We start from the raw sequence: 20,854 nt of genomic DNA, 5'->3' as shown, positions 1-20,854 counted from the left end.
GGACGCCACCATGCACGGCGGGCGGGTGACCGGGTCGACCCCCGGCACCGTCGGCGACGAGCGGGGCGGGGTGACGGCGTGACCGAGTTCGACGGGCTGCCGGTGTTGCGGTCCCCGGTGGCGATCGCCGCCTTCGAGGGGTGGAACGACGCCGCGGACGCCTCCACCGCCGCCGTGGAACACCTGGAGCAGGTCTGGCAATCGCGGCAGATCACCGAGATCGACCCGGAGGAGTTCTACGACTTCCAGGTCAGCCGGCCGACCATCACGATGTCCGACGGTGAGACCCGCCGGGTGGAGTGGCCCACCACCAAGTTCATGGTCGCCAGTCCCGAGGGCACCGAACGCGACGTGGTGCTGATCCGGGGCATCGAGCCGAGCATGCGTTGGCGCACCTTCTGCGAGCAGGTGCTGGAGATCTGCCACAGCCTGGAGGTGGAACGGGTGGTGCTGCTCGGCGCGCTGCTGGCCGACGTGCCGTACACCCGGCCGTTGCCGATCAGCGGCAGCGCCTCCGACGCCGAGGCCGCCCGGCGCTACCAGCTCACCCCGACCCGCTACGACGGGCCCACCGGCATCGTCGGGGTGCTCCAGGACGCCTGCACCCGGGCCGAGGTCGACGCGGTGTCGTTCTGGGTGCACGTGCCGCACTACGCCAACAACCCGCCCTGCCCGAAGGCCACCCTCGCCCTGCTGCACCGGGTGGAGGAGGTGCTCGACCTGCCGGTCCCGATGGCCGACCTGGCCGAGGAGGCCGCCGAGTGGGAGCAGCGGGTGGGCAGCGCCGCCGAGCAGGACGCCGAACTGGGTGAGTACGTCCGCGAGTTGGAGGAACGGGTCGGCGACGCGGGCATCACCCCGTTGACCGGTGACGAGATCGCCCAGGAGTTCGAGAAGTACCTGCGCCGCCGGGGCGGCTCCGCCGGCCCCACCGCCGGTTCCTGGTAGCGGCCACTCCCGCCCCGCGCGTCGGGCTCGACAGCCACCGCTGCCGGCCCGGCGGCACACCGGCCAGCCGTCGCGGGTCGCCGGACCCGACGGTTGCCTGCCGCCCGGCTGCTCCGCGCCGTGGTGTGCCGGCCGCGCTGTTCGACCGATCGTTGCGCCGTCCGCCCCGGATGCTGACCCGTCCGGGGCTTTCGCGTGTCCGGGGTGGCGCGGTCACCCCCTCTAAGGCATCCTAGGAACCTAGCTGTCAGGAGGAGGCGGGCGTGCAGATCAACCCGGGAACCGCCGAGTTCCCGCACCGGCAGATCGCCGCGCAGCTCAAGGCCCAGGTGCGCCGGGGTGACTGGGGGCCGGGCGAGCGGCTGCCGTCCATCCCGGCCATCGCCGAGCTGTTCGGGGTGGCGAAGCAGACCGTGCAGCGCGCCATCGACCAGCTGCGGGTCGAGGGCATCCTGATCACCAAACCCGGCTCCGGTACGTACGTCCGGGGCACCCGGCGGCGGCTCAACCGGCTCTCCCGGGGCCGGTACGGCGGCTTCCGGGGCTACCACGCCGACCTCGCCGCCCGGTACCGCCAGCAGCTCGTCTCGGTCGGTCGGGCACCCGCCCCGCCCGAGGTGGCCGACGCGTTCGGGGTCGCCGACGGCACCGAACTGCTCTGCCGGCGGCACCTGGTGCGCACCGACGAATCCCCGGTGGAGGTGGGCGCCTCCTGGTTCCTGCCCGGGGACACCGCCGGCACCTCGCTGGAGCGGGCCGAGGCATTCGGTCGACCGCTCTACCAGGAGGCCGAGGAGGCGACCGGCCGGCGGTACACCACCGCCGCCGACACCATCAGCGCCCGCCAGCCCAGCCGGGAGGAGGCGGAGACCCTCCAGATCCGCCCGGACACGCCGGTGCTGCACCTGTTGCACGTCGCCTACGACGCCCACCGCAAGCCGATCGAGGTCGCCCAGGCCACCTGGCCCGGCCCGATGACCACGCTCACCGAGGAGTACCCGATCCCCGCCCCCGCGCCGGACCCCGACCCCGACCCCGGTCTGGTCCTCGGCTGAACCCGGCTGGTCACGGGCTGCACTGGATCATGGGCTCGGCCGAGCGCACCCGACGACAGCCCACCCTCGGCCGAGCGCGCCGGAGGCGGACACCCGATGACGGCCGCGCTCAGGCAGACCACGGCGGCCGGCGGGTGCTCGCTGTCGGGGGGTGCGGGGCAGAACAGCGGTCACGCCCCCGGCGCCAGCGCACCGACCTGGCTCACAGCCCGGCCGGATGACCCACTCCCCCAGCATCACCGTCAGAGGCGGATGCCGAGCAGGGCGTCGACGGTGCCGGCGAAGAGGGCGGGGGCCTGCGGGTCGTCGCCGGTGCCGGCCAACGCCGCGTCCGCCCAGTCGTCGGCCAGGGCCAGTGCGCCCGGCGTGTCCAGGTCGGCGCCGAGGCGCTCGCGTACCCCGGCGAGGAAGGCCGCGCCGGACGGCCCGGACGGCGCGGCGGCGGCCCGCCGCCACCGGTCCAGCCGCTGGTGGGCGGCGTGCAGCACGTCGTCGGTCCAGGCCCGGTCGGCCCGGTAGTGACCGGACATCAGGCCGAGCCGGACGGCCATCGGATCGATCCGGTCGGCACGCAGCCGGGAGACGAAGACCAGGTTGCCCTTGGACTTCGACATCTTCTCGCCGTCCAGGCCGATCATGCCGGCGTGTACGTAGTGGTCGGCGAAGGGGGCCGTGCCGGTGAGCCGCTCGGCGTGGGCGGCGGAGCACTCGTGGTGCGGGAAGATCAGATCGTTGCCGCCGCCCTGCACGTCCAGCCGGTCACCGAGCAGGTTGAGCGCGATCACGGTGCACTCGATGTGCCAGCCGGGTCGGCCGGGACCCAGCTCACCGCCGGGCCAGGACGGCTCGCCGTCGCGGGCGCCGCGCCACAGCAGCGGGTCGAGCGGGTCGCGCTTGCCGGCCCGCTCCGGGTCGCCACCGCGCTCCGGGAAGAGCTCCAGCATCTGCTCCCGGGTCAGGTTCGACTCGTAGCCGAACTCCGGGGCGGTGGCGATGTCGAAGTAGACGTCGCCGGTGCCGTCGTCGAGTCGGTAGGCGGCACCGTCCTTGAGCAGTTCCTGCACCCGGTCGGCGATGTCCGGGATCGACTCGACCGCGCCGACGTAGTGCGCCGGCGGGATGATCCGCAGCGCCTCCATGTCCTCGCGGAACAGCGCGGTCTCCCGCATCGCCAGGACCTTCCAGTCCTCCCCGTCACGCTCGGCGCGCTCCAGCAGCGGGTCGTCGATGTCGGTGACGTTCTGCACATACCGCACGGTCAGACCGGCGTCGCGCCACATCCGCTGCACCAGATCGAACGTGATCATGGTGGCGGCGTGCCCCAGGTGGGTGGCGTCGTACGGGGTGATGCCGCAGACGTACATGGTGGCCGGGCCGGCGGGGTTGCTCGGGTGGACACCGCGCCGCGCCGAGTCGTACAAGCTCAGTGGCCCGCCGTCACCCGGCAGCCGTGGCACCTCGTGTCCCGCCCAAGACTCCATGACCGTCAGCCTAACGAGCCGCCCCGCCGCCGGGAGCGACCGCCCGGGTGATCAACACGACAACGGCTCACATGGGTGGCCACGGCATCGCCGGCCACTCCTGCGGCGGCAACGGGAAACGGCCGGCGTCCCGCAGCCGCTGCACCCGGGCACCCACCTCGGCGACCTCGCCGAGGGTCAGATGCTCCGCCAACTCCTCGCCCAGTTCGCCAGCGAGTTGCCCGGCGAGGGCGTCGAGCACCTGCACCGCGTCCGCCGGGAGCTGCCGACCGGCCCAGCCCCACAGGACGGTCCGCAGCTTCGCCTCGACGTGGAAGCAGACCCCGTGGTCCACCCCGTAGATCCGATCTTCCGCGCCGACCAGCACGTGACCGCCCTTGCGGTCGGCGTTGTTGAGCACCGCGTCCAGCACGGCCAGCCGGGCCAACCGGGGATCGTCCGCGTGTGCCAGGGCGTACGCCGCGCCGTCGTCGTCCCGGGCGGCGGCCACCGGGAACCACCGCGGCGGCACCGCCTCGGCCGGCACGAACCCGACCAGTGGCTCGGCCTCGTCCGGCTCGTCGATCCAGAGCTGGCACGACCCCGGCCCCAACGGCCCGTCCCGCAGCACCGTCGGCGGGACCAGGTCCCAGCCGGTGGCCCGGGAGACCAGGTAGGCGGAGACCTCCCGGCCGGCGAGGGTGCCGTCGGGGAAGTCCCAGAGCGGGCGCTCGCCACGGACCGGCTTGTAGACGCAGCGGGCCGTCCGGCCGTCCAGGGTCAGGATCGCCCGCAGGGTGGTGTTGGAGGCGTCGACCAGCCGACCCTCAAGCTCCAGTTCACCGTCGCACAGCAGCCGGAGCGCGGCGTCGGCGTCCTGCCGCCGCACCTCCGACGAGGTCACCGGTGGTAACCGTTGTGCCGGGGGCAGAGGTGCCCGGCCGGGTCGAGCGGCTGCCCGCAGAGCGGGCAGGGTGGACGCCCGGCGTTGACCACCCGGCGGGCCCGTTCGATGAACTCGCGGGTGGCCTCGGGCGTCAACCGCACCCGTAGCCGGTCGAGATCCTCGTCCGGTTCCTCGTCCTCGTCGTCCTCGTCGGCCTCGTCGTCGTCGCCCAGCTCGACCTCGACCTCCGACTCACCGGCGGCGATCGCTTCGATCACCACGGTGGCGGAGTCCACGTCGAAGGCCAGCCCGAGGGTGCCCACGCGGAACTCCTCGTCGACCGGGTTGTCCAGCGGATCGTTGTCGCCGACGGCCACGGGCGCCTCCGGCAGCTCGACACCGAACCGGCGCTGCGCCTCGGAGAGCAACTCCTCCAGCTTCTCGGCGAGCAGGGACACCTGCACCTTTTCCAGCGCGACGCTGACCAGGCGGCCGCCACCGCGGGCCTGGAGGAAGAACGTGCGCTCCCCGGGTGCCCCGACGGTCCCGGCGACGAACCGCTCGGGTGGCTCGAAGGCGTGCACCTGGTGGGTCATACCCACGACCCTATCCGGAGCGTGGAACGGTCGCGCAAGGCACCGACGCCGAATCAGCCGAGGGCGAAACGGCGCGGCCCGAGCGCGGTGGCGGGCGGCCCGGCTCAACCGGCGGTTCCCGCACCCCCGCCGACGGCCGCGTCGGAGTCGGCCGGTCGGGCCGCCCGCCGCCGACGCTTGGCCGGCGGGGGCACCAGTGCGGCCAGGTCACCGCCGGTGTCGTTGAGCCGGATCAGGAACGGCCGCAGCGCGGTGTACCGGATCACGGTGACCGAGGCCGGGTCGGCGACGATGCGCTGGAACTGGTCCAGATGCACCCCGAGGGCGTCCGCCACGATGGCCTTGATCACATCGCCGTGGCTGCACGCCAACCAGATCGCCTCCGGGCCGTGCTCGGCCGTGATGCGGGCGTCCCAGGTACGTACCGCCGTGACCGCCCGGGCCGCCATCGCCGCCATCGCCTCCCCCTCGGGGAAGACCACGGCGCTCGGGTGCTGCTGGACGACCGGCCAGAGCGGCTCCTTGGCCAGCTTCTTCAGCGGCTGCCCCTCCCAGGCGCCGTAGCCGCACTCGATCAGCCCGTCCTCGACCACCGGCTCGGCCTGCGGCAGCGCCAACTCCAGGGTCTGCCGGCAGCGGATCAGCGGACTGGTCACCACTGCCGCGAGCGGGACCGGCCGCAGCCGTTCGCCGACCGCGGTCGCCTGGGCCCGGCCCGTGTCGTCCAGCTCGACCGGCTGGCGGCCGGCCAGGCCACCGTCGGCGTTCGCGGTGGTCCGGCCGTGTCGCAGAAGCAGAAGGGTCGCCACGCCCCCACCCTAGGGGCAGCCCGACCCCCGACGACCCCCGACACCGGCGGTGGTGTCGAGGGCCGTGGGGCGGCGTCGGATCAGGTGGCGCTGATCGTGCCGGTGAGCAACAGCGCCAGCACCAGGGTGCCGAGCGCCACCCGGTACAGCACGAAGACGTACAGGGTGTGGTGGGCGACGTACCGCAGCAGCCAGGCGATGGCCGCGTAGCCGATGCCGAAGGCGATGATCGTGGCGACCACCATCTGCGCCACCGACGGCACCGAGGTGCCCGGCGCGGCCGGCTCGAAGACGTCCCCGACGCTGAAGATGCCGGACATCACCACCGCCGGGATGGCCAGCAGGAACGAGTACCGTGCCGCGGCCTCCCGGGTGAGGTTGAGCAGCAGGCCGGCGGTGAGCGTGCCGCCGGAGCGGGACACCCCGGGGACCAGCGCCATGGCCTGGGCGAAGCCCATCACGATGCCGTCGCGCATCCGGAAGTTCGCCAGGGTACGGGTCTGCCGACCCCAGTACTCGGCGAACGCCAGCACGAAAGCGAAGACGATCAACGTGGTGGAGACCACCCACAGGTTGCGCCCGGCGGTACGGATCTGGTCCTTGAACAGGAAACCGAACAGCCCGATCGGGATCGAGCCGACGATCACGTACCAGCCCATCCGGTAGTCGAGGCTGGACCGCACCGAGGAGTCCCGGATGCCGACCAGCCAGGTCCGGGTGATCCGCCAGATGTCCTTGGCGAAGTAGATGAGCACGGCCGCCTCGGTGCCCAGTTGGGTGACCGCGGTGAAGGACGCGCCCGCGTCCCGGTCGAAGAAGATCGCCGAGGTGATCCGCAGATGCCCCGACGAACTCACCGGAAGAAACTCGGTGAGCCCCTGGACGATGCCCAGGACGATGGCCTCGACCCAGGTCACTCGCCGACTCCCGAGAGGTCGAGGGCCTCGGCGACGGTACGCAGGGTCTGCACGCCGCTGTCCCGGTCGGCCACGAACAGGGTGACCGACAGGGTGGTCACCCCGGCCGCCGCGTACTCCCGCATCCGCTCGGCGATGCGTTCCTTCGGGCCGAGCAGGGAGGTGCGGTCGATGAACTCCATCGGCACCGCCGCCGCCGCGTCCCGCTGCTGCCGGGCCAGGTAGAGGTCCTGCACCTGGCGGGCGGCGTCGCCGTAGCCCATCCGGGTGGCGAGCTGGTTGTAGAAGTTCTGCTGCCGGCTGCCCATGCCGCCGACGTACAGGGCGGCGTACCACCGGACAAGCTCGGCGCAGGAGGCCACGTCGTCACCGACCACCACCGGCACCGACGGCACCACGTCGAAGCCGGCCAGTTCCTTGCCCGCCGCCGCCCGGCCGGCCCGCACCGAGGCGAGCTGCTCCTCGGCGAACTCCGGGGCGTAGAAGACCGCCAGCCAGCCGTCGGCGATCTCGCCGGCCAGTTCCAGGTTCTTCGGGCCGACGGCCGCCAGGTAGATCGGGATCTGCTCGCGCGGCGGGTGGAAACCCAGCCGCAGCGCCTTGCCGGGGCCGTCCGGCAACGGCAGCGTGTAGTGCTCGCCGGCGTAGGCGACCTCCTTGCGGGCCACCGCCAGCTTCACGATGTCGACGTACTCGCGGGTGCGGGCGAGCGGCTTGGCGAACCGGACGCCGTGCCAGCCCTCCGAGACCTGCGGGCCGGAGACCCCCAGGCCGAGCCGGAACCGGCCGCCGGAGAGCGCGTCGATGGTCGCCGCGGTCATCGCGGTCATCGCCGGGGTCCGGGCGGGGATCTGCATCACCGCGCTGCCCACGTCGATCCGCTCGGTCTGGCCGGCCATCCAGGCCAGCATGCTCGGGGAGTCCGAGCCGTACGCCTCCGCCGCCCACACCACCGAGTAGCCGAGGCGGTCCGCTTCCTGGGCAAGCGCCAGGTGGTCTGCCGGCGTACTCCACGCCGTCTGATATCCGAGGCTGAGCCCGAGTCGCACTGATCCTCCCCATCCCGCACCACAGGTCGCATCAGGTTACGCAATGGCATGGGTCCCGCCGCCCACCGGCTCGCCACCGGGCACCGGGCCTGCCGCCGGGGGGCGGGGTGGGTGGGTCCCGGTCGACGGCACCGCGGCCTGCGGGGTTCGACAACCAGCGACCGGATCGGCGCATCGGGTGCACAACGCGCCACCGGGGGCGGTGGTGACGGTCGGATCGGCGACCCGACAGGCAGAGATGCCGGGAGCGAGGATATCGGTTGCGCCGGGTTCGAAATAAGGTTCACCCATGCAACAGCGACCGCTCGGCCGAAGCGGGCTGGCGGTTTCCCGGCTCGCGCTCGGTACCATGACCTGGGGCCGGGACACCGACGCCGACGACGCGGCGGCCCAGTTGAAGAGTTTCCTCGACGCGGGCGGCAACCTGGTCGACACCGCCGACGTGTTCGCCGACGGGGACGCCGAGTCGGTGCTCGGCTCCCTGCTGGGCACCCTGGTCCCCCGCGAGGACGTGCTGATCGCCACCAAGGCGGGCCTGCGACCGGGCAGCGGCCGACGGCGCGACGGTTCCCGCGGGCACCTGCTGCGGACGCTGGACGGCTCCCTGCGCCGGCTCGGCACCGACCACGTCGACCTGTGGCAGGTGCACGGTTACGACCCGGACACCCCGCTGGAGGAGACCCTCGCCGCGCTGGACCACGCCGTCGCGTCCGGCCGGGTCCGGTACGTCGGGGTGTCGAACTTCTCCGGCTGGCAGACCGCCCGCGCCGCCGCCTGGCAGGCCGCCTGGCCGGGGCGGGCCCCGGTGGTCGCCACCCAGATGGAGTATTCGCTGCTGGAGCGGGGGGTGGAGCGGGAGGTGCTGCCGGCCTGCGCCGCGCTGGGCCTGGGCATGCTGCCCTGGTCGCCGCTGGGGCGGGGGGTGCTGACCGGCAAGTACCGCAACGGCCGCCCGGCGGACTCCCGGGCCGCCTCGGCGCACTTCGAGCCGTTCGTCGCCACCTACCTGGAGCCGCGCTGCTCCAGCATCGTCGAGGCGGTGAGCATCGCCGCCGGCGGGTTGGGGGTGTCCCCGCTGGAGGTGGCGCTGGCCTGGATCCGGGACCGGCCGGGGGTGACCGCGCCGATCCTCGGCGCCCGCACGGTCGGTCAACTGCTCGGCGCGTTGCAGGTGGAACGGATGACCCTGCCGGAGGAGATCACCACGGCCCTGGACGACGTGTCCGCCGTGCCGGTCGGCTACCCGGAACGCGAAGGCTGACCCGCCCCTCCCCCGCCCGCGACCGGACGCCGTCGTGACGCACGCGCAGGCCGGGGCGTCGATCCGCGCCGCCCGCCCGCGCCCGGTCGCGGGCGGGCATGCCCCCGGCGGCCCCCACACAAGGTGGCGGAACGCCTCAAAAGCGCACCGGAGCGCGTCAATTCCACCGATCATCCTTTACCAACTGTCACACCCCCATAATTCGATCCACCCACTGGGGGATGTTCCGTCCGAATAGGCGGCTTCGACTGCCCTGGCGCGCTTTTGGCCCAGCTTTTTCCGTCCAGTTTCTGGTGGCCCTGTCCGAAAAGGGATTCCCGCAGTCGCAGGTAATCCGATCGGGTCCCGGGAAACATTGTGGCGAACCAATGACGGTGCTCTAATGATTGCGGCGTGAGCGACCCCCGCCGCGTCGTTTCTCCCATTTCGTTGGAGGACCCGTGGACCGTAAGACCGACGTCAAGCGCAAGCCCGCCAAGGTCGTCGTGCGCAAGCTCGAGCGGCTCGAGACCACCGTCGCCATCATCACCGACCCGGGCTGCCGCAACGACGTCTGCGGCTGACCCACCCCGTTTCGGCCGGGGCGCGGCGTGCCGCGCCCCGGTCGGCCATCCGCCAGGAGGTCATCGCCCGATGCTGCGGCCCCGGATCAAGGGCATCCACAAGCCGGTACGCCTGCACCCGACCCTGATCAACATCGGTGGTCGTCAGGTGGGCATCGGCGCGGAGATCGACGACGAGGACGGCAGCCTCTGGGCGCTGCTCGGGCTGATGGACGGCACCCGGACCCGGGCCGAGATCGTGGCGGCGCTGCTCGCCGGGCACCCGGGGATGACGGCCGACGAGGCGACCGACGCGCTGGAGACGATCGTCGACGCCGGGTACGTGGAGGACGCCGCCGCGCCACCCCCGCCCGAGCTGAGCCCCGAGGAGATCGACCGGTACGACCGGGCGTTCACGTACCACGCCTGGGTGGACCTCACCCCGCGCACCTCCCGCTACGAGGTGCAGGCCCGGCTCAAGGCGGGCCGGGTGGTGGTGCTGGGGCTCGGCGGCTCCGGTTCGGCGGTGGCCGCCTCCCTGGTGGCCGCCGGGGTCGGCACGGTGCACTGCGTCGACTTCGACGTGGTCGAGCCGGGCAACCTGACCCGGCAGCTGTTCTACACCGAGGACGACATCGGCGCCGCCAAGGTGACGACCGCGGTGGCCCGGCTGCGCCGGATGAACTCCCACGTGACGGTGACCGGCGAGGAGGCCCGGGTCGACTCGACGCAGGACGTGGCGGCGTTGATGCGGGACCGCGACCTGCTGGTGCTCTGCGCCGACCAGCCCCGGCACGCCATCCGGGAGTGGACCAACCGGGCCGCCCTGGCCACCGGCACGCCCTGGATGCTGGCCCAGTACGCCGGCCCGATGGCGGTGATCGGTCTCTTCGTGCCCGGTCAGACCTGCTGCGAGGCGTGCCTGCCGAGCGTCACCGACCGGCTGCGCGACGAGCACGGTGCCGAGCCGGAGGAGTTGTTCCCGTTCACCGGGCACGCGGTGATCGCCCCCACCGCCAACCTCACCGGGCACCTGGCCGCGCTCGACGCCGTCCACCACCTCGCCGGCATCCCGACCACCACCCGGGGCCGGATGTTCCACCTGAGCCTGACCGACCTGACCTACCACTACGTGGTCAATCCCCGGCCCGGCACGAAGTGCGACACCTGCGGCTGGTTGCAGGAGGAACGGTGACCGCGCTCGGGTTGGACAGCCGGCCGCCGGTGGCGCACCTGGTGGTCCGCCAGGAGGAGGAGGACGAGTACGTCGTCGGCGACCTGGCCAGCGGAAACTTCGTGGTGGTGCCCGAGGTGGGGGCACGGCTGGTGGCGCTGTTCGCCGCCGGTCGGACCGTCGCCGAGGCCGCCGACGAGGTGGAGCGCGAGACCGGTGAGCCGGTGGACGCGCTGGACTTCGTCGAGGTGCTGGTCGAGGCGGGCATCATCAGGGCGCAGGCCGACGGCCCGCCGCCGCCACAGGCCCGCCCCTGGTCGGTGTCCCGCATCCCGGCCCGGCTGGTCCGGCCGCTGTTCGGCCGGGTGGCCTGGACGATCTACGTCGGCGCGCTGCTGGCCACCCTGGCGATGTTCGTCGCCGAGCCGTCGCTGCTGCCGACCTACGAGGACACCTTCATCTTTCCCGACGTGGTGCTCAGCCTGCTGATCACCAACGTCACGGTGGCCCTGCTCACGGTGGTGCACGAGGCGTGGCACGCCTTCGCCGGCGCGGCCGTCGGCGTCCGGTCGCAGCTGCGGCTGGAACGCCGGGGGATCTTCCCGGTCCTGGAGACGGACCTGACCGGGCTGTGGGCGTTGCCGCCGGAACGCCGCTACGGTCCGTTCCTCGCCGGCATGGCCATCGACGGGATACTGCTGTTCGCCGCGGTCGCCCCACGCTTCGCCTGGTCGCGGGGCTGGCTGGAGCTGCCGCCGGGAATGGTCCGGTTCCTCGCCATGGTGGTCTTCAGCCAGGCCGTCAAGCTGGCCTTCCAGACCCTGGCCTACCTGCGCACCGACATGTACCTGGTGATGGCGACGGCGACCGGCTGCCGCAACCTGCACGAGGTGACCCGGCTCAGCCTCAAGAAATGGGTCCGCCGGCTGACCCCCGCCGAACGGAACGTGTTGCGGGACGCGCACGCCCGGGATCTGCGGGTGTCCCGCTGGTACCGATTGTTGTATGTCGCCGGAGTCATCTGGATGGTCTGGTTCGCCATCCATTTTCTGCTACCGGGCGCAAAAGTGACACTCGGGTGGGCCGCCGGAGTGCTGATCGGCGCACCGTTCGGCAGTGTCTACTGGTGGGAGGGAATTGCGTTGGCCGCTTTCGCGTCGCTCAACGTCCTGCTTCCGCTCGGGGTGATCGCCCGTAATCGTTACCGCGCCGGAAAGTTGGCCACGTGAACCGCAGATGGCTCGGCCCGGTGGTCAGTGTGGTGGTCACCGTGCTCAGTGTGGCGACCATGTCCAGCCTCGGGGTGGGGGTGCTGGTCGGCCTGGTCGGCGGGGACACCGCGCTGCCCTGCGACCGGCTGCCCGGCACGGCCCAGCCGTTCGAGGGCGACCGGCACATCGCGTACGAGGGGGCGCCGCACGAGCCGTACCGGACGGTCCCGCCGACATCCGGGCCACACTCGCCCCGGGTGGTCGTGCCGGGCATCTACCGGGACGCGGTGCCGGAGGAACTCCAGGTGCACGCCCTGGAACACGGCCACGTGCTGGTGCAGTACGCCCCGGACGTCCCGCCCGGCGACGTCGAGAAGCTGGAGCGGCTCGGCCGCCGCCATCCCCGTGACGTGGTGGTGGCCCCCTACCCACCGCTGGGGCACGGCATCGGGTTGACCGGCTGGCAGCGGCTGGGCCGCCTGGACACCCTCGACGAGCGGGCCGTCGAGGAGTTCATCGAGCGGATCGCCGGCCGTTACGACCACTCCTGGCAGCACGGGGCGGCCGACTGCGTGTCGGGCTGAACGGAGCCGGGCGACCGGCCCGTCCGGGTGCCGTGGGCGCACACGAAGCTCGACGGTGGCACGGCGCACCGCCCAGGGGGTGGCGGGTGGCCGCCGGGCTGGGCAGCATGGATGCCATGGACTACGAATACGCGCCGTTGCGGTTGCCGCCGAACGTCGACCGGTTGACCGCTGCGGCGCAGCTGGCGATCCAGGCGGAGTTCTCCGGTTGGGAGTTGGCCCGGGTGCAGCTGTTCCGGGACGGCACCCGCAAGGTCATGCTGCGCCGCCGCCTGGTCAACCAACCACAGCCGGGCCTGTCCTACTGACCACCAGCCCGACGCGGCCGGCGCGTGCAGGGGGCACCGGCCGGCCCGGGGTCACGCCACCCCGGGCCGGTCCGCGCGCCGCCTAGTGCTGGTGCCCGGCGTGGTCGTGCTCGTCCTCGTCGAGGAACGGGTGCTCGTCGAGCCGGCCCACCAGCCGGTCGTCGGCGGCCGGGGCGAACGGTCCCACCGGGTCGTCGTCGTCGAACGACTCCAGGTCGACGGGCGTGCCCACCTCGCTGACCATCACCACGCCGTCCAGCGGCTCCAGCTCCGGCACGTCCAGGGCGCTGAGCGAACCGTCGCCACTCTGCAGCAGCTCCAGCACCGCCTCGCCGACCCCCTCGACCGGCGCCGGTTCGTCGTCCTCGGGGGTGCCCTCCCGGCGGGCCACCTCGGCGACCCGCAGCAGCGCCGAGACGCTGGGCACCCGGTAGTCGCGGCGCTGCCGCACCGAGATGACCTGGGGGTGCGGATCGGTGGCCTCGGCACCCTCGGCCGCGCCGCCGAACCGCTCGTCGGCCTCGTCCGGGTCGATCGACTCGACGTCCCAGGGGGTGACCTCGCCGAACGCGTCGAGCAACTGCTCGTCGTAGGCGAAGGAGGCGTTGTTCAACGCCACGTACGCCTGCCACACGTCGTCGTCGTCGATCCGCCCCTGGGCGGCGCGCACCGCCGTCAGGTGGGCGCGGGCCGCGTCGATCACGCGCTCCAGGGCGGCGTCCAGCTCACCGTGCTGGTCGGTCATGAGGCAGTCCCTTCAACAAAAATGGGGGGAGGTGCGGTACCGGTGCTGCTCAGCAGTTGCGGAGGAACCGGTCGAGCACCCGCACGCCGAACTGTAGTCCGTCCACCGGTACCCGCTCGTCGATGCCGTGGAACAGCGCCGAGAAGTTGAGATCCGCCGGCAGTCGCAACGGGGCGAACCCGAAGCAGCGCATGCCGAGCTGCGCGAACGCCTTGGCGTCGGTGCCACCGGAGAGCATGTACGGCACCGGCCGCGCTCCGGGGTCCTCGGCCCGCAGCGCCGCCGACATGGCCTCGACCAGGTCGCCGTCGAAGGTGGTCTCCAGGGCCGGCTGACGCTGGATGTACTCGATCTCGATGTCCGGGCCGACCAGCTCGCGTAGTTGCCGCTCCAGCATCTCCGACTGGCCGGGCAGGCTGCGGCAGTCGATGGTGGCGGTGGCCCGACCGGGGATGACGTTGTCCTTGTAGCCGGCGGCCAGCCGGGTCGGGTTGGCGGTGCTGCGGATGGTCGCGCCGATGATGTTGGCGATCGGGCCGAGCTTGGCGATCGCGGTCTCCGGGTCGTCCGGGTCCAACTCGACGCCGAGCACGTCGGACAGTTCGGTCAGGAACGCCCGTACGGTCGGGGTGACGGTGATCGGGAAGCGGTGCCGGCCGATCCGGGCGACCGCCTCGGCGAGCGCGGTGACCGCGTTGTCGTCGTGGATGAACGAGCCGTGCCCGGGGCGGCCCTTGGCGTGCAGCCGCATCCAGTCCAGGCCCTTCTCGGCGGTCTCGATCAGATAGAGCCGCTGGGTGTCGCTGATCGAGTAGGAGAACCCGCCGACCTCGCCGACCGCCTCGGTGCAGCCGTCGAACAGGTCCCGGTGGTGCTGGGCGAGGAAGTGTGCGCCGTAGTCGCTGCCCGCCTCCTCGTCGGCGGTGTAGGCCAGCACGATGTCGCGGGGCGGGCGGACGCCGGTGCGCTGCCAGTGCCGCACCACCGCCAGCACCATCGCGTCGAAGTCCTTCATGTCGATCGCGCCCCGACCCCACAGGTAGCCGTCGCGGATCTCCCCGGAGAACGGGTGCACCGACCACTCGTCGGCGTCGGCGGGCACCACGTCCAGGTGACCGTGCACCAGCAGGGCGTCCCGGCCCGGATCGACGCCGGGGATGCGGGCCACCAGGTTGGCCCGGCCCGGCGCGGACTCGTGGATCTCGGCGTTTACGCCGACCTCGGCGAGCTTCTCCGCGACGTACTCGGCGGCCCGGCGCTCACCCGCGCTGGTGGCGTTGTCACCGGTGTTGGTGGTGTCGATGCGCAGCAGGTCACGGCAGAGGTCGACGACCTCGGCGGTGGGGTCGGGCGGGGCGGAGGCGGCATCGCTCGTCATCGCCTCTTTCTACCAGTCGCCGCCTCGCGCCGGAGCGCCCGCACCGGCCGGGGTTTGCCGAGCATCGGGTACGGGTACCGGCGCTGGCGTCCCCGTTCCGCCCGTCGCACCGGCCGGCGATCCGTGCCGGCCCCCGTCGAGGAGGGCGTCATGTCCGCCGTTCCCCTGCCCCCGCTGCCCCCGGCCGCCGACGACGCCTACCGCCCCGGTGGGCGGAGCATGGCCGACCTCGCCGACACCGAGCACCGGCAACTGCTCGAACTCGTCGACCAGGTCACCGACCCCACCCTGGCGGTCGAGCGGCGCCGGGAGGTGCAACAGGTGCTCACCGCCATGGTGTCGCGGCACCTGTCGGCCGAGGAGCAGTACCTGCTGCCCAGCGCCCGTGCCGCGCTGCCCGACGCCGCGGAACGGGTGGACCGGGAGATCGCCGCGGACGCGGCGCTGCTCACCGCGCTGAAGGCCCTCGGCGGGCCGGACGATCCGACGCTGGCCGACGTGGCGGCCCAGATCCGTCGGCACGTCACCGCGGTCGACGCGCTGCTCGTCCCGCTGCGCGAGGTGGCCACCGACGCGGAGCTGATCCGGTTGGGCAACCGCTGGGTGATCGCCGAGGAGGCGGCACCGACCCGACCGCATCCGGGCACCCCGGCCACCCCGCCGTGGAACCGGATCGTCGAGCCGGCCGTCGGAGTGGTGGACAAGCTGCGCGACGCGGTGACCGGCCGGCGTACCCAGCTGAGCGACCTCACCCGCCGCGCGCAGCGGTGACCGGTCGACTCCGATCCGTTCAGCTGGGCCAGCCGGTTACGTCCAGGGCCTTCCGTCTATCGACGAGTGGCCATACCGTCACCATATGAATCTGGAGCTGCGTCACCTGCGGGTGGTCTGCGCGATCGCCGAGACGGGCAGCGTGACGAAGGCCGCGTCCACCCTCGGCCTGGCCCAGCCGGCCCTGACCGCCCAGCTTCAGCGCATCGAGCGGACGCTGGGCGGTCCGCTGTTCGAACGGGACCGCCGGGGCGCCCGGCCGACCGCGCTGGGTGAGCTGGTGCTGTCCCGGGCCCGGGTGCTGCTGCCGGCGATGAAGGGCCTCCAGGACGAGGCGGCCCGGCTGGCCGGAGCCGACGACGCCCTCGGCCGGTACCGCTTCGGCGGGGTGAACAGCCCGATCCTGGGCCGGCTGGTGCACCGGCTCTCCGCCGAGCAACCGCACGCGCAGATCACCACCTACGCGTCGTGGTCGGCCGACGAGTTGGCCGCCCTGGTCGCCGGTGGCCGGCTCGACTTCGCGCTGACCGGGATCTGCGGCGACGCCACCCCACCGGCGGAGTTCGGCCTGTCCTGGCAGGAGGTGGCGGTCGATCCGGTGCTGGTGCTGCTGCCGGCCGGCCACCCGAAAGCCGGCCAGGACGAGGTCGGCCTGGCCGAGCTGCGCCACGAGCAGTGGGTGGCCGCGCCGGGTGACGGCTGCTTCGGCGACTGCTTCGCCGCCGCGTGCGCCCGCGCCGGGTTCACCCCCCGCAAGGTGTACGAGACCGACGTGCGCGGCTGCATGGATCTGGTCGACGCCGGTGAGGCGGTGGCGCTGTGCCAGGCCACCTTCCGCCCGGTCGCCGGGCTGGTGACCCGTCGGCTGGCGGGCACCCCGCTGCGCTGGCGACTGCTGCTCGGCTGGCACCCCGAGTCCGCGGCGGCCCGGGTCGCCGAGGCGGTCCTGGAGGACGCGGTGGCCGCGTACACCGACTCGCTGGCCGCGCACCCCGACTACCTGACCTGGTTGCTGCGACATCCCGAGTTCGGGGCCCGGGACACCGGTGCGGCCCGCCCGGCCGGGTGGGTGCGAACGGCGTGACGACGGGTATCAGCCCTGCATGACCGATCTCTATCCGGCCGCCGACCAGCGGGAACTGCTGCGCCGGGCGGCCACCGCGCACACCGCCGCCGTCCGCGACGTCGAGACGTTCCTGCGTCGCCTGCCCGACGTGCCCGACCCGGCCGACATCACCGAGTACGCGACGCTGCTCACCCGGGAGGAGCAGACCCGCGCCGCTCGGCAGGACGCCGCCGACGCCGCCGGCCTGCAACTGCCCAGCCTCGGGTCCGAGTAGCCCCACCGACGACCGGGCACCCGGGACGCCGTCCCGGGTGCCCCCGCCATGCCCGACCGACCTTCGGGTCAGCGTTCGACGAGGACGTCGTGGCCCAGGTCGAGCAGGGCGTGCCGCCACTCGTCGTCGGCGTTGCCGCCGCCGGGCTTCTCGTCCACCAACGACCGGATCCGGTCGATCGCCACGCGCATCACCTCGATGTCGGCCGGGGTGAGGTCGACCTTGCGTTTGCGCAGCACGGCCAGGATCTGCCGGCCGGGCTCGGGCAGGTCGAGATCCGGGTCGGGGCCGAACGCCTCCTCCCCCGACCCCCGGGTCAGCAGCCACTGCCGCAACTGCGCGGAGGGGACGTTCACCTCGGCGTGGAAGTCCTCCCAGATCACCTCGACCTCGGGGTCGAGTCGCTGTTCGCGTGCCATCACGCCTCCTCTTCCGGTGGCCCGGGTGGTGCCGGGTCCCCGTCGTCGGTCCACTGCTTCAGGCCCTCCGGCGGCACCTGGACCCGGCCCGGGTTCGCCGTCGGGACCGCGAGGATGGGTGGGGTCTGCTCGGCGTACTCCTCGGTCTCCTCGGGTTCGGTCATCTCCGCCCTCCGGTCATCGGGGATGCGAGGTGGTGGCGGGGGTGTAGTCGCGGTCGCCGGCGGACACCTCGAAGGTGAGCTGTCCGTCCCGCGCGTCGACCGTGACCTTCTGGCCCGGTGAGAGCTGGTTCTCCAGCAGCATCCGGGAGAGCCGGTTGTCCACCTCCCGCTGGATCACCCGGCGCAGCGGGCGGGCCCCGAACTCCGGCTGGTAGCCGTGCTCGGCCAGCCAGTCGGTGCCGGCCGCGGTGAAGTCGACCTGGATGTCCTGGGCGTGCAGCCGGCGACGGGTCTCCTCCAGCAGCAGCCCGGTGATCTGGCGCAGCTGCTCGGCCTCCAGCCGCTGGAAGATGATCGTCTCGTCGATCCGGTTGAGGAACTCGGGGCGGAAGTTCTCCTGGAGCCGGCGCATCAGCCGCTCCCGCAGCTCGTCGGCCTCCTGCTGGTCGCCCTGCGCGCCGACCCCGAACCCGACCGTACGCTGAGCGCCGGTGATCAGCTCCGAACCCAGGTTGCTCGTCATGATCAGCACGGTGTTCTTGAAGTTGACCGTGCGGCCCTGACTGTCGGTGAGCCGGCCGTCGTCGAGCACCTGGAGCAGGATGTTGAACACGTCCGGGTGGGCCTTCTCGATCTCGTCGAGCAGCACCACCGCGTACGGGCGGCGACGCACCGCCTCGGTGAGCTGGCCGGCCTCCTCGTAGCCGACGTAGCCGGGGGGCGCACCGACCAGCCGGGCCACGGTGTGCCGTTCCTGGAACTCGCTCATGTCCACCCGGACCATCCGGTCCGCCTCGCCGAAGAGCGCCTCGGCCAGGGCACGGGCCAGCTCGGTCTTGCCGACGCCGGTCGGGCCGAGGAAGAGGAAACTGCCCATCGGCCGGTTCGGGTCGGCCAGCCCGGTGCGCGAGCGGCGGACCGCCTCGGCGATCGCGCTGACCGCGTCGTCCTGGCCGATCACCTTCTGGTGCAGGTGCCCCTCCAGGCGCAGCAGCCGGTCGCGTTCCTCCTCGGTGAGCTGGCTGATCGGGATGCCGGTGGACCGGGAGACCACCTCGGCGATCTCCTTCGTGTCGACCGAGGGGACCCGGCTGTCCCCCCCGTCGCCCCGGGCCCGGCCGATCTGCGCCTCCACCTCGGCGAGCCGGTCCCGCAGCGCGGACGCCTTCTCGTACTGCTCGTCGGCGACCGCCTGTTCCTTGTCCCGGCGGACGTCCTCCAGCTGTTGTTCCAGCTCCCGGACGTCCGAGGCGGGGGTCCGGGTACGCAACCGCACCCGCGCGCCGGCCTGGTCGATCAGGTCGATCGCCTTGTCCGGCAGGAACCGGTCGGTGACGTACCGGTCGGACAGCTCGGTGGCGGCGACCAGCGCCTCGTCGGTGAACCGCACCTGGTGGTGTGCCTCGTACCGGTCCCGCAGCCCGCGCAGGATGGCCACGGTGTCCTCTACATTGGGCTCGGGCACCAGCACCGGCTGGAATCGGCGGGCGAGGGCGGCGTCCTTCTCGATGCTGCGCCGGTACTCGTCCAGCGTGGTCGCCCCGATCACCCGTAGCTCGCCCCGGGCCAGGGCCGGCTTGAGCATGTTGGACGCGTCCATGCCGCCCTCGCTGCCGGCGCCGCCCGCACCGACCAGGGTGTGGATCTCGTCCAGAAAGATGATCAGCTCGTCCCGGTGCGCCCGGATCTCGTCGATCACCTTCTTGAGCCGCTCCTCGAAGTCGCCCCGGTAGCGGGTGCCGGCGACCAGGCCGGCCAGGTCGAGCTGGACGACCCGCTTGCCGAGCAGGGTCTGCGGCACGTCGCCGTCGCAGATCCGCTCGGCCAGGCCCTCCACGATGGCGGTCTTGCCGACGCCGGCCTCACCGATGAGCACCGGGTTGTTCTTGGTGCGTCGGGAGAGGATCTCGATCGCCTGTTCGATCTGGTCGGCGCGGCCGATCACCGGGTCGATCTGGTCGTTGCGGGCCAGGTCGGTGAGGTCCTGGCCGTACTGGTCGAGGGTGGGGGTGCCCCGGTCGGGCCGGGGGCCGGTCATCGGGCCCCGTTCGGCACCGGCCGCCTGGAGCGACTCGGGCTGGATCCGCCCGGCGGCGAGCATCCGCCCGGCCGGCGACTCGGGGTTGAGCGGCAGCGCCATCAGGATGTGTTCGGGGCCGATGTAGTTCGCCCCCATCGCCCGGGAGAGCTGGTGGGCGTCGAGCAACGCCCGTTTGGCCGCCGGGGTGAGGGAGAGGTTCGGTGGCACCTCGCCGCCCGGGGCACCGTCGGCGCGTCCGCCGAGCGCGTTGACCAGGGTGTCCGGGTCGGCGCCGGCGCGGCGGACCAGGTCCCGCAACGGGTCGCGCTGCAACGCCGCCCAGAGCAGGTGGTCGGTGTCCAGGTCGGTGCTGTGCTTCTGGGCGGCCCGCCGGGCCGCGTCGGCCAGCATCTCCCGGGCGTCGGCGGTCATCAGCCGGGTGATGTCGACCCGATGGGCCGGTCGGCGTCCGCCCTCACCCCGGCCGAAGTACCGGGCCAGGAACTCGTCCCACGGGTCGGAGCCGAAGTCACCGGGTCCCATCATGTCTGTCCTCCGCTCCTCGGGCGCGGCAGGGTCGCCGAGGGCGACACGTAGGCGCGACACGATCGCCGGTGGCTACCCGACGGTCGCCCCGACAAACGCCGACAGATGGCAGGGTGGGGGGCATGGACACCAACCCGCTGCTGATCGTCGACGGTGCGAACGTGGTCGGCTCCCGGCCGGACGGCTGGTGGCACGACCGGGCCGGCGCGGCGGCCCGACTACGCGACCGGCTGGTCCCGGTGGCCGACGCCGGAGTGCCCCCGGAACTGTCCGCGCCCGTCGAGGTGGTGCTGGTGGTCGAGGGCGCGGCGCGCGACGTGCCGGGAGTGGCCGGGGTACGCACCGTCGCCGCACCCGGCTCGGGCGACGACACCATCGTCGACCTGGTACGTGACGCGCCGGACCGGCGTCGGCTGGTGGTCACGGCCGACCGGGAGCTGCGGGGCCGGGTGGGCGAGCTGGGCGCCGAGGTGTACGGCCCCCGCTGGCTGCCCTCCTGACCCGACCGACCCGGATGCCGGTGGGCGGCCACCCCCGCCCAGTGCCGTCAACGGGACCAGGCGTATCGCCTGCGGGACCCGTCGGCGGCTTTTCCGCACGTCAGGGCGGTAACCGGACACCCGGGCGGCAACACCGACAGGGCGGATGTTCTCTCCACGTCGGGTATACGT

At 72.8% G+C, this 20,854-nt stretch carries 23 protein-coding genes; 12 read left to right on the top strand and 11 right to left on the bottom strand.

Going from position 1 to position 20,854, the window contains the following annotated elements:
- Positions 1-78: 78 nt before the first annotated feature.
- Entirely contained in the window at positions 79-948 is an 870-nt protein-coding gene (locus GA0070216_RS04635) for a PAC2 family protein (RefSeq protein WP_091239437.1), read from the top strand.
- Between the two features lie 263 nt (positions 949-1,211).
- Entirely contained in the window at positions 1,212-2,003 is a 792-nt protein-coding gene (locus tag GA0070216_RS04630; RefSeq protein ID WP_091239434.1) for a GntR family transcriptional regulator, read from the top strand.
- 242 nt (positions 2,004-2,245) lie between these two features.
- Here the strand turns inward: GA0070216_RS04630 and mshC are convergent, their stop codons facing one another.
- The 6 genes from mshC to GA0070216_RS04600 form a co-directional block, all read right to left on the bottom strand.
- Positions 2,246-3,484 (bottom strand): cysteine--1-D-myo-inosityl 2-amino-2-deoxy-alpha-D-glucopyranoside ligase, encoded by a 1,239-nt coding sequence (mshC, locus tag GA0070216_RS04625; protein ID WP_091239431.1) that lies wholly within the window; start codon positions 3,482-3,484, stop codon positions 2,246-2,248.
- 67 nt (positions 3,485-3,551) lie between these two features.
- Positions 3,552-4,367, bottom strand: a complete 816-nt coding sequence (locus tag GA0070216_RS04620) for an SCO1664 family protein (RefSeq protein ID WP_091239427.1) — start codon at positions 4,365-4,367, stop codon at positions 3,552-3,554.
- A complete protein-coding gene (locus GA0070216_RS04615) occupies positions 4,364-4,945 on the bottom strand; it encodes a DUF3090 domain-containing protein (RefSeq protein WP_091239424.1) in 582 nt (193 codons plus the stop codon). The genes GA0070216_RS04620 and GA0070216_RS04615 overlap by 4 nt, the downstream gene beginning before the upstream one ends.
- A gap of 104 nt (positions 4,946-5,049) precedes the next feature.
- Positions 5,050-5,754, bottom strand: a complete 705-nt coding sequence (locus GA0070216_RS04610) for an MSMEG_4193 family putative phosphomutase (RefSeq protein ID WP_091239421.1) — start codon at positions 5,752-5,754, stop codon at positions 5,050-5,052.
- Positions 5,755-5,834: 80 nt separating this feature from the next.
- The gene (locus GA0070216_RS04605; protein WP_091239418.1) at positions 5,835-6,671 is read right to left on the bottom strand and encodes an undecaprenyl-diphosphate phosphatase; all 837 of its coding nucleotides are present in this window, start codon (positions 6,669-6,671) and stop codon (positions 5,835-5,837) included.
- On the bottom strand, positions 6,668-7,720 hold the full coding sequence (locus GA0070216_RS04600; RefSeq protein ID WP_091239414.1) for an LLM class F420-dependent oxidoreductase: 1,053 nt from the start codon (positions 7,718-7,720) through the stop codon (positions 6,668-6,670). The genes GA0070216_RS04605 and GA0070216_RS04600 overlap by 4 nt, the downstream gene beginning before the upstream one ends.
- A gap of 289 nt (positions 7,721-8,009) precedes the next feature.
- Here GA0070216_RS04600 and GA0070216_RS04595 point away from each other — a divergent pair, with 289 nt between their 5' ends.
- The 6 genes from GA0070216_RS04595 to GA0070216_RS04575 all read left to right on the top strand — a co-directional run bounded on the left by GA0070216_RS04595 (position 8,010) and on the right by GA0070216_RS04575 (position 12,800).
- Positions 8,010-8,981: an aldo/keto reductase gene (locus GA0070216_RS04595; protein ID WP_091239412.1), complete on the top strand. Its 972-nt coding sequence runs from the start codon at positions 8,010-8,012 to the stop codon at positions 8,979-8,981.
- 440 nt (positions 8,982-9,421) lie between these two features.
- Complete coding sequence (locus GA0070216_RS36005; protein WP_281190395.1) at positions 9,422-9,544, top strand: hypothetical protein; 123 nt, start codon at positions 9,422-9,424, stop codon at positions 9,542-9,544.
- 70 nt (positions 9,545-9,614) lie between these two features.
- Positions 9,615-10,718 (top strand): HesA/MoeB/ThiF family protein, encoded by a 1,104-nt coding sequence (locus tag GA0070216_RS04590; protein WP_091239409.1) that lies wholly within the window; start codon positions 9,615-9,617, stop codon positions 10,716-10,718.
- A complete protein-coding gene (locus GA0070216_RS04585) occupies positions 10,715-11,926 on the top strand; it encodes a PqqD family protein (protein ID WP_091239406.1) in 1,212 nt (403 codons plus the stop codon). Before GA0070216_RS04590 ends, GA0070216_RS04585 begins: the two co-directional genes overlap by 4 nt.
- Positions 11,923-12,492 (top strand): DUF3105 domain-containing protein, encoded by a 570-nt coding sequence (locus GA0070216_RS04580; RefSeq protein ID WP_091239403.1) that lies wholly within the window; start codon positions 11,923-11,925, stop codon positions 12,490-12,492. The genes GA0070216_RS04585 and GA0070216_RS04580 overlap by 4 nt, the downstream gene beginning before the upstream one ends.
- A gap of 116 nt (positions 12,493-12,608) precedes the next feature.
- Positions 12,609-12,800 carry a DUF5703 family protein gene (locus GA0070216_RS04575; protein WP_091240815.1) on the top strand — a complete coding sequence of 64 codons (192 nt, stop codon included), beginning with the start codon at positions 12,609-12,611 and terminating at the stop codon, positions 12,798-12,800.
- An 82-nt stretch (positions 12,801-12,882) separates the two neighbouring features.
- Here the strand turns inward: GA0070216_RS04575 and GA0070216_RS04570 are convergent, their stop codons facing one another.
- On the bottom strand, positions 12,883-13,545 hold the full coding sequence (locus GA0070216_RS04570) for a hypothetical protein (RefSeq protein ID WP_091239399.1): 663 nt from the start codon (positions 13,543-13,545) through the stop codon (positions 12,883-12,885).
- A 49-nt stretch (positions 13,546-13,594) separates the two neighbouring features.
- Positions 13,595-14,923 carry a M20/M25/M40 family metallo-hydrolase gene (locus GA0070216_RS04565; protein WP_091239396.1) on the bottom strand — a complete coding sequence of 443 codons (1,329 nt, stop codon included), beginning with the start codon at positions 14,921-14,923 and terminating at the stop codon, positions 13,595-13,597.
- Between the two features lie 150 nt (positions 14,924-15,073).
- Here GA0070216_RS04565 and GA0070216_RS04560 point away from each other — a divergent pair, with 150 nt between their 5' ends.
- From GA0070216_RS04560 to GA0070216_RS04550, 3 genes are all read left to right on the top strand, one after another.
- A complete protein-coding gene (locus GA0070216_RS04560) occupies positions 15,074-15,694 on the top strand; it encodes a hemerythrin domain-containing protein (RefSeq protein WP_091239392.1) in 621 nt (206 codons plus the stop codon).
- Positions 15,695-15,779: 85 nt separating this feature from the next.
- Entirely contained in the window at positions 15,780-16,778 is a 999-nt protein-coding gene (locus tag GA0070216_RS04555) for a LysR family transcriptional regulator (protein ID WP_091239388.1), read from the top strand.
- A gap of 19 nt (positions 16,779-16,797) precedes the next feature.
- The gene (locus tag GA0070216_RS04550; protein ID WP_091239383.1) at positions 16,798-17,034 is read left to right on the top strand and encodes a hypothetical protein; all 237 of its coding nucleotides are present in this window, start codon (positions 16,798-16,800) and stop codon (positions 17,032-17,034) included.
- Positions 17,035-17,102: 68 nt separating this feature from the next.
- Here the strand turns inward: GA0070216_RS04550 and GA0070216_RS04545 are convergent, their stop codons facing one another.
- From GA0070216_RS04545 to GA0070216_RS04540, 3 genes are read right to left on the bottom strand one after another with little or no spacing between them, the layout of a single operon-like run.
- A complete protein-coding gene (locus GA0070216_RS04545; RefSeq protein ID WP_091239379.1) occupies positions 17,103-17,453 on the bottom strand; it encodes a DUF3140 domain-containing protein in 351 nt (116 codons plus the stop codon).
- The gene (locus GA0070216_RS34370) at positions 17,453-17,617 is read right to left on the bottom strand and encodes a hypothetical protein (RefSeq protein ID WP_176738832.1); all 165 of its coding nucleotides are present in this window, start codon (positions 17,615-17,617) and stop codon (positions 17,453-17,455) included. Before GA0070216_RS34370 ends, GA0070216_RS04545 begins: the two co-directional genes overlap by 1 nt.
- 13 nt (positions 17,618-17,630) lie before the next feature.
- On the bottom strand, positions 17,631-20,183 hold the full coding sequence (locus GA0070216_RS04540) for an ATP-dependent Clp protease ATP-binding subunit (protein ID WP_091239377.1): 2,553 nt from the start codon (positions 20,181-20,183) through the stop codon (positions 17,631-17,633).
- A gap of 122 nt (positions 20,184-20,305) precedes the next feature.
- Here GA0070216_RS04540 and GA0070216_RS04535 point away from each other — a divergent pair, with 122 nt between their 5' ends.
- Positions 20,306-20,683, top strand: coding sequence for a hypothetical protein (locus GA0070216_RS04535; protein ID WP_091239375.1), 378 nt, complete (start codon positions 20,306-20,308; stop codon positions 20,681-20,683).
- Positions 20,684-20,854: the final 171 nt, after the last annotated feature.

This window comes from Micromonospora matsumotoense (assembly GCF_900091525.1).
In the GTDB taxonomy this organism is placed as follows: Bacteria; Actinomycetota; Actinomycetes; order Mycobacteriales; family Micromonosporaceae; genus Micromonospora; species Micromonospora matsumotoensis.
This window is presented reverse-complemented; position numbering and strand designations above follow the sequence as displayed.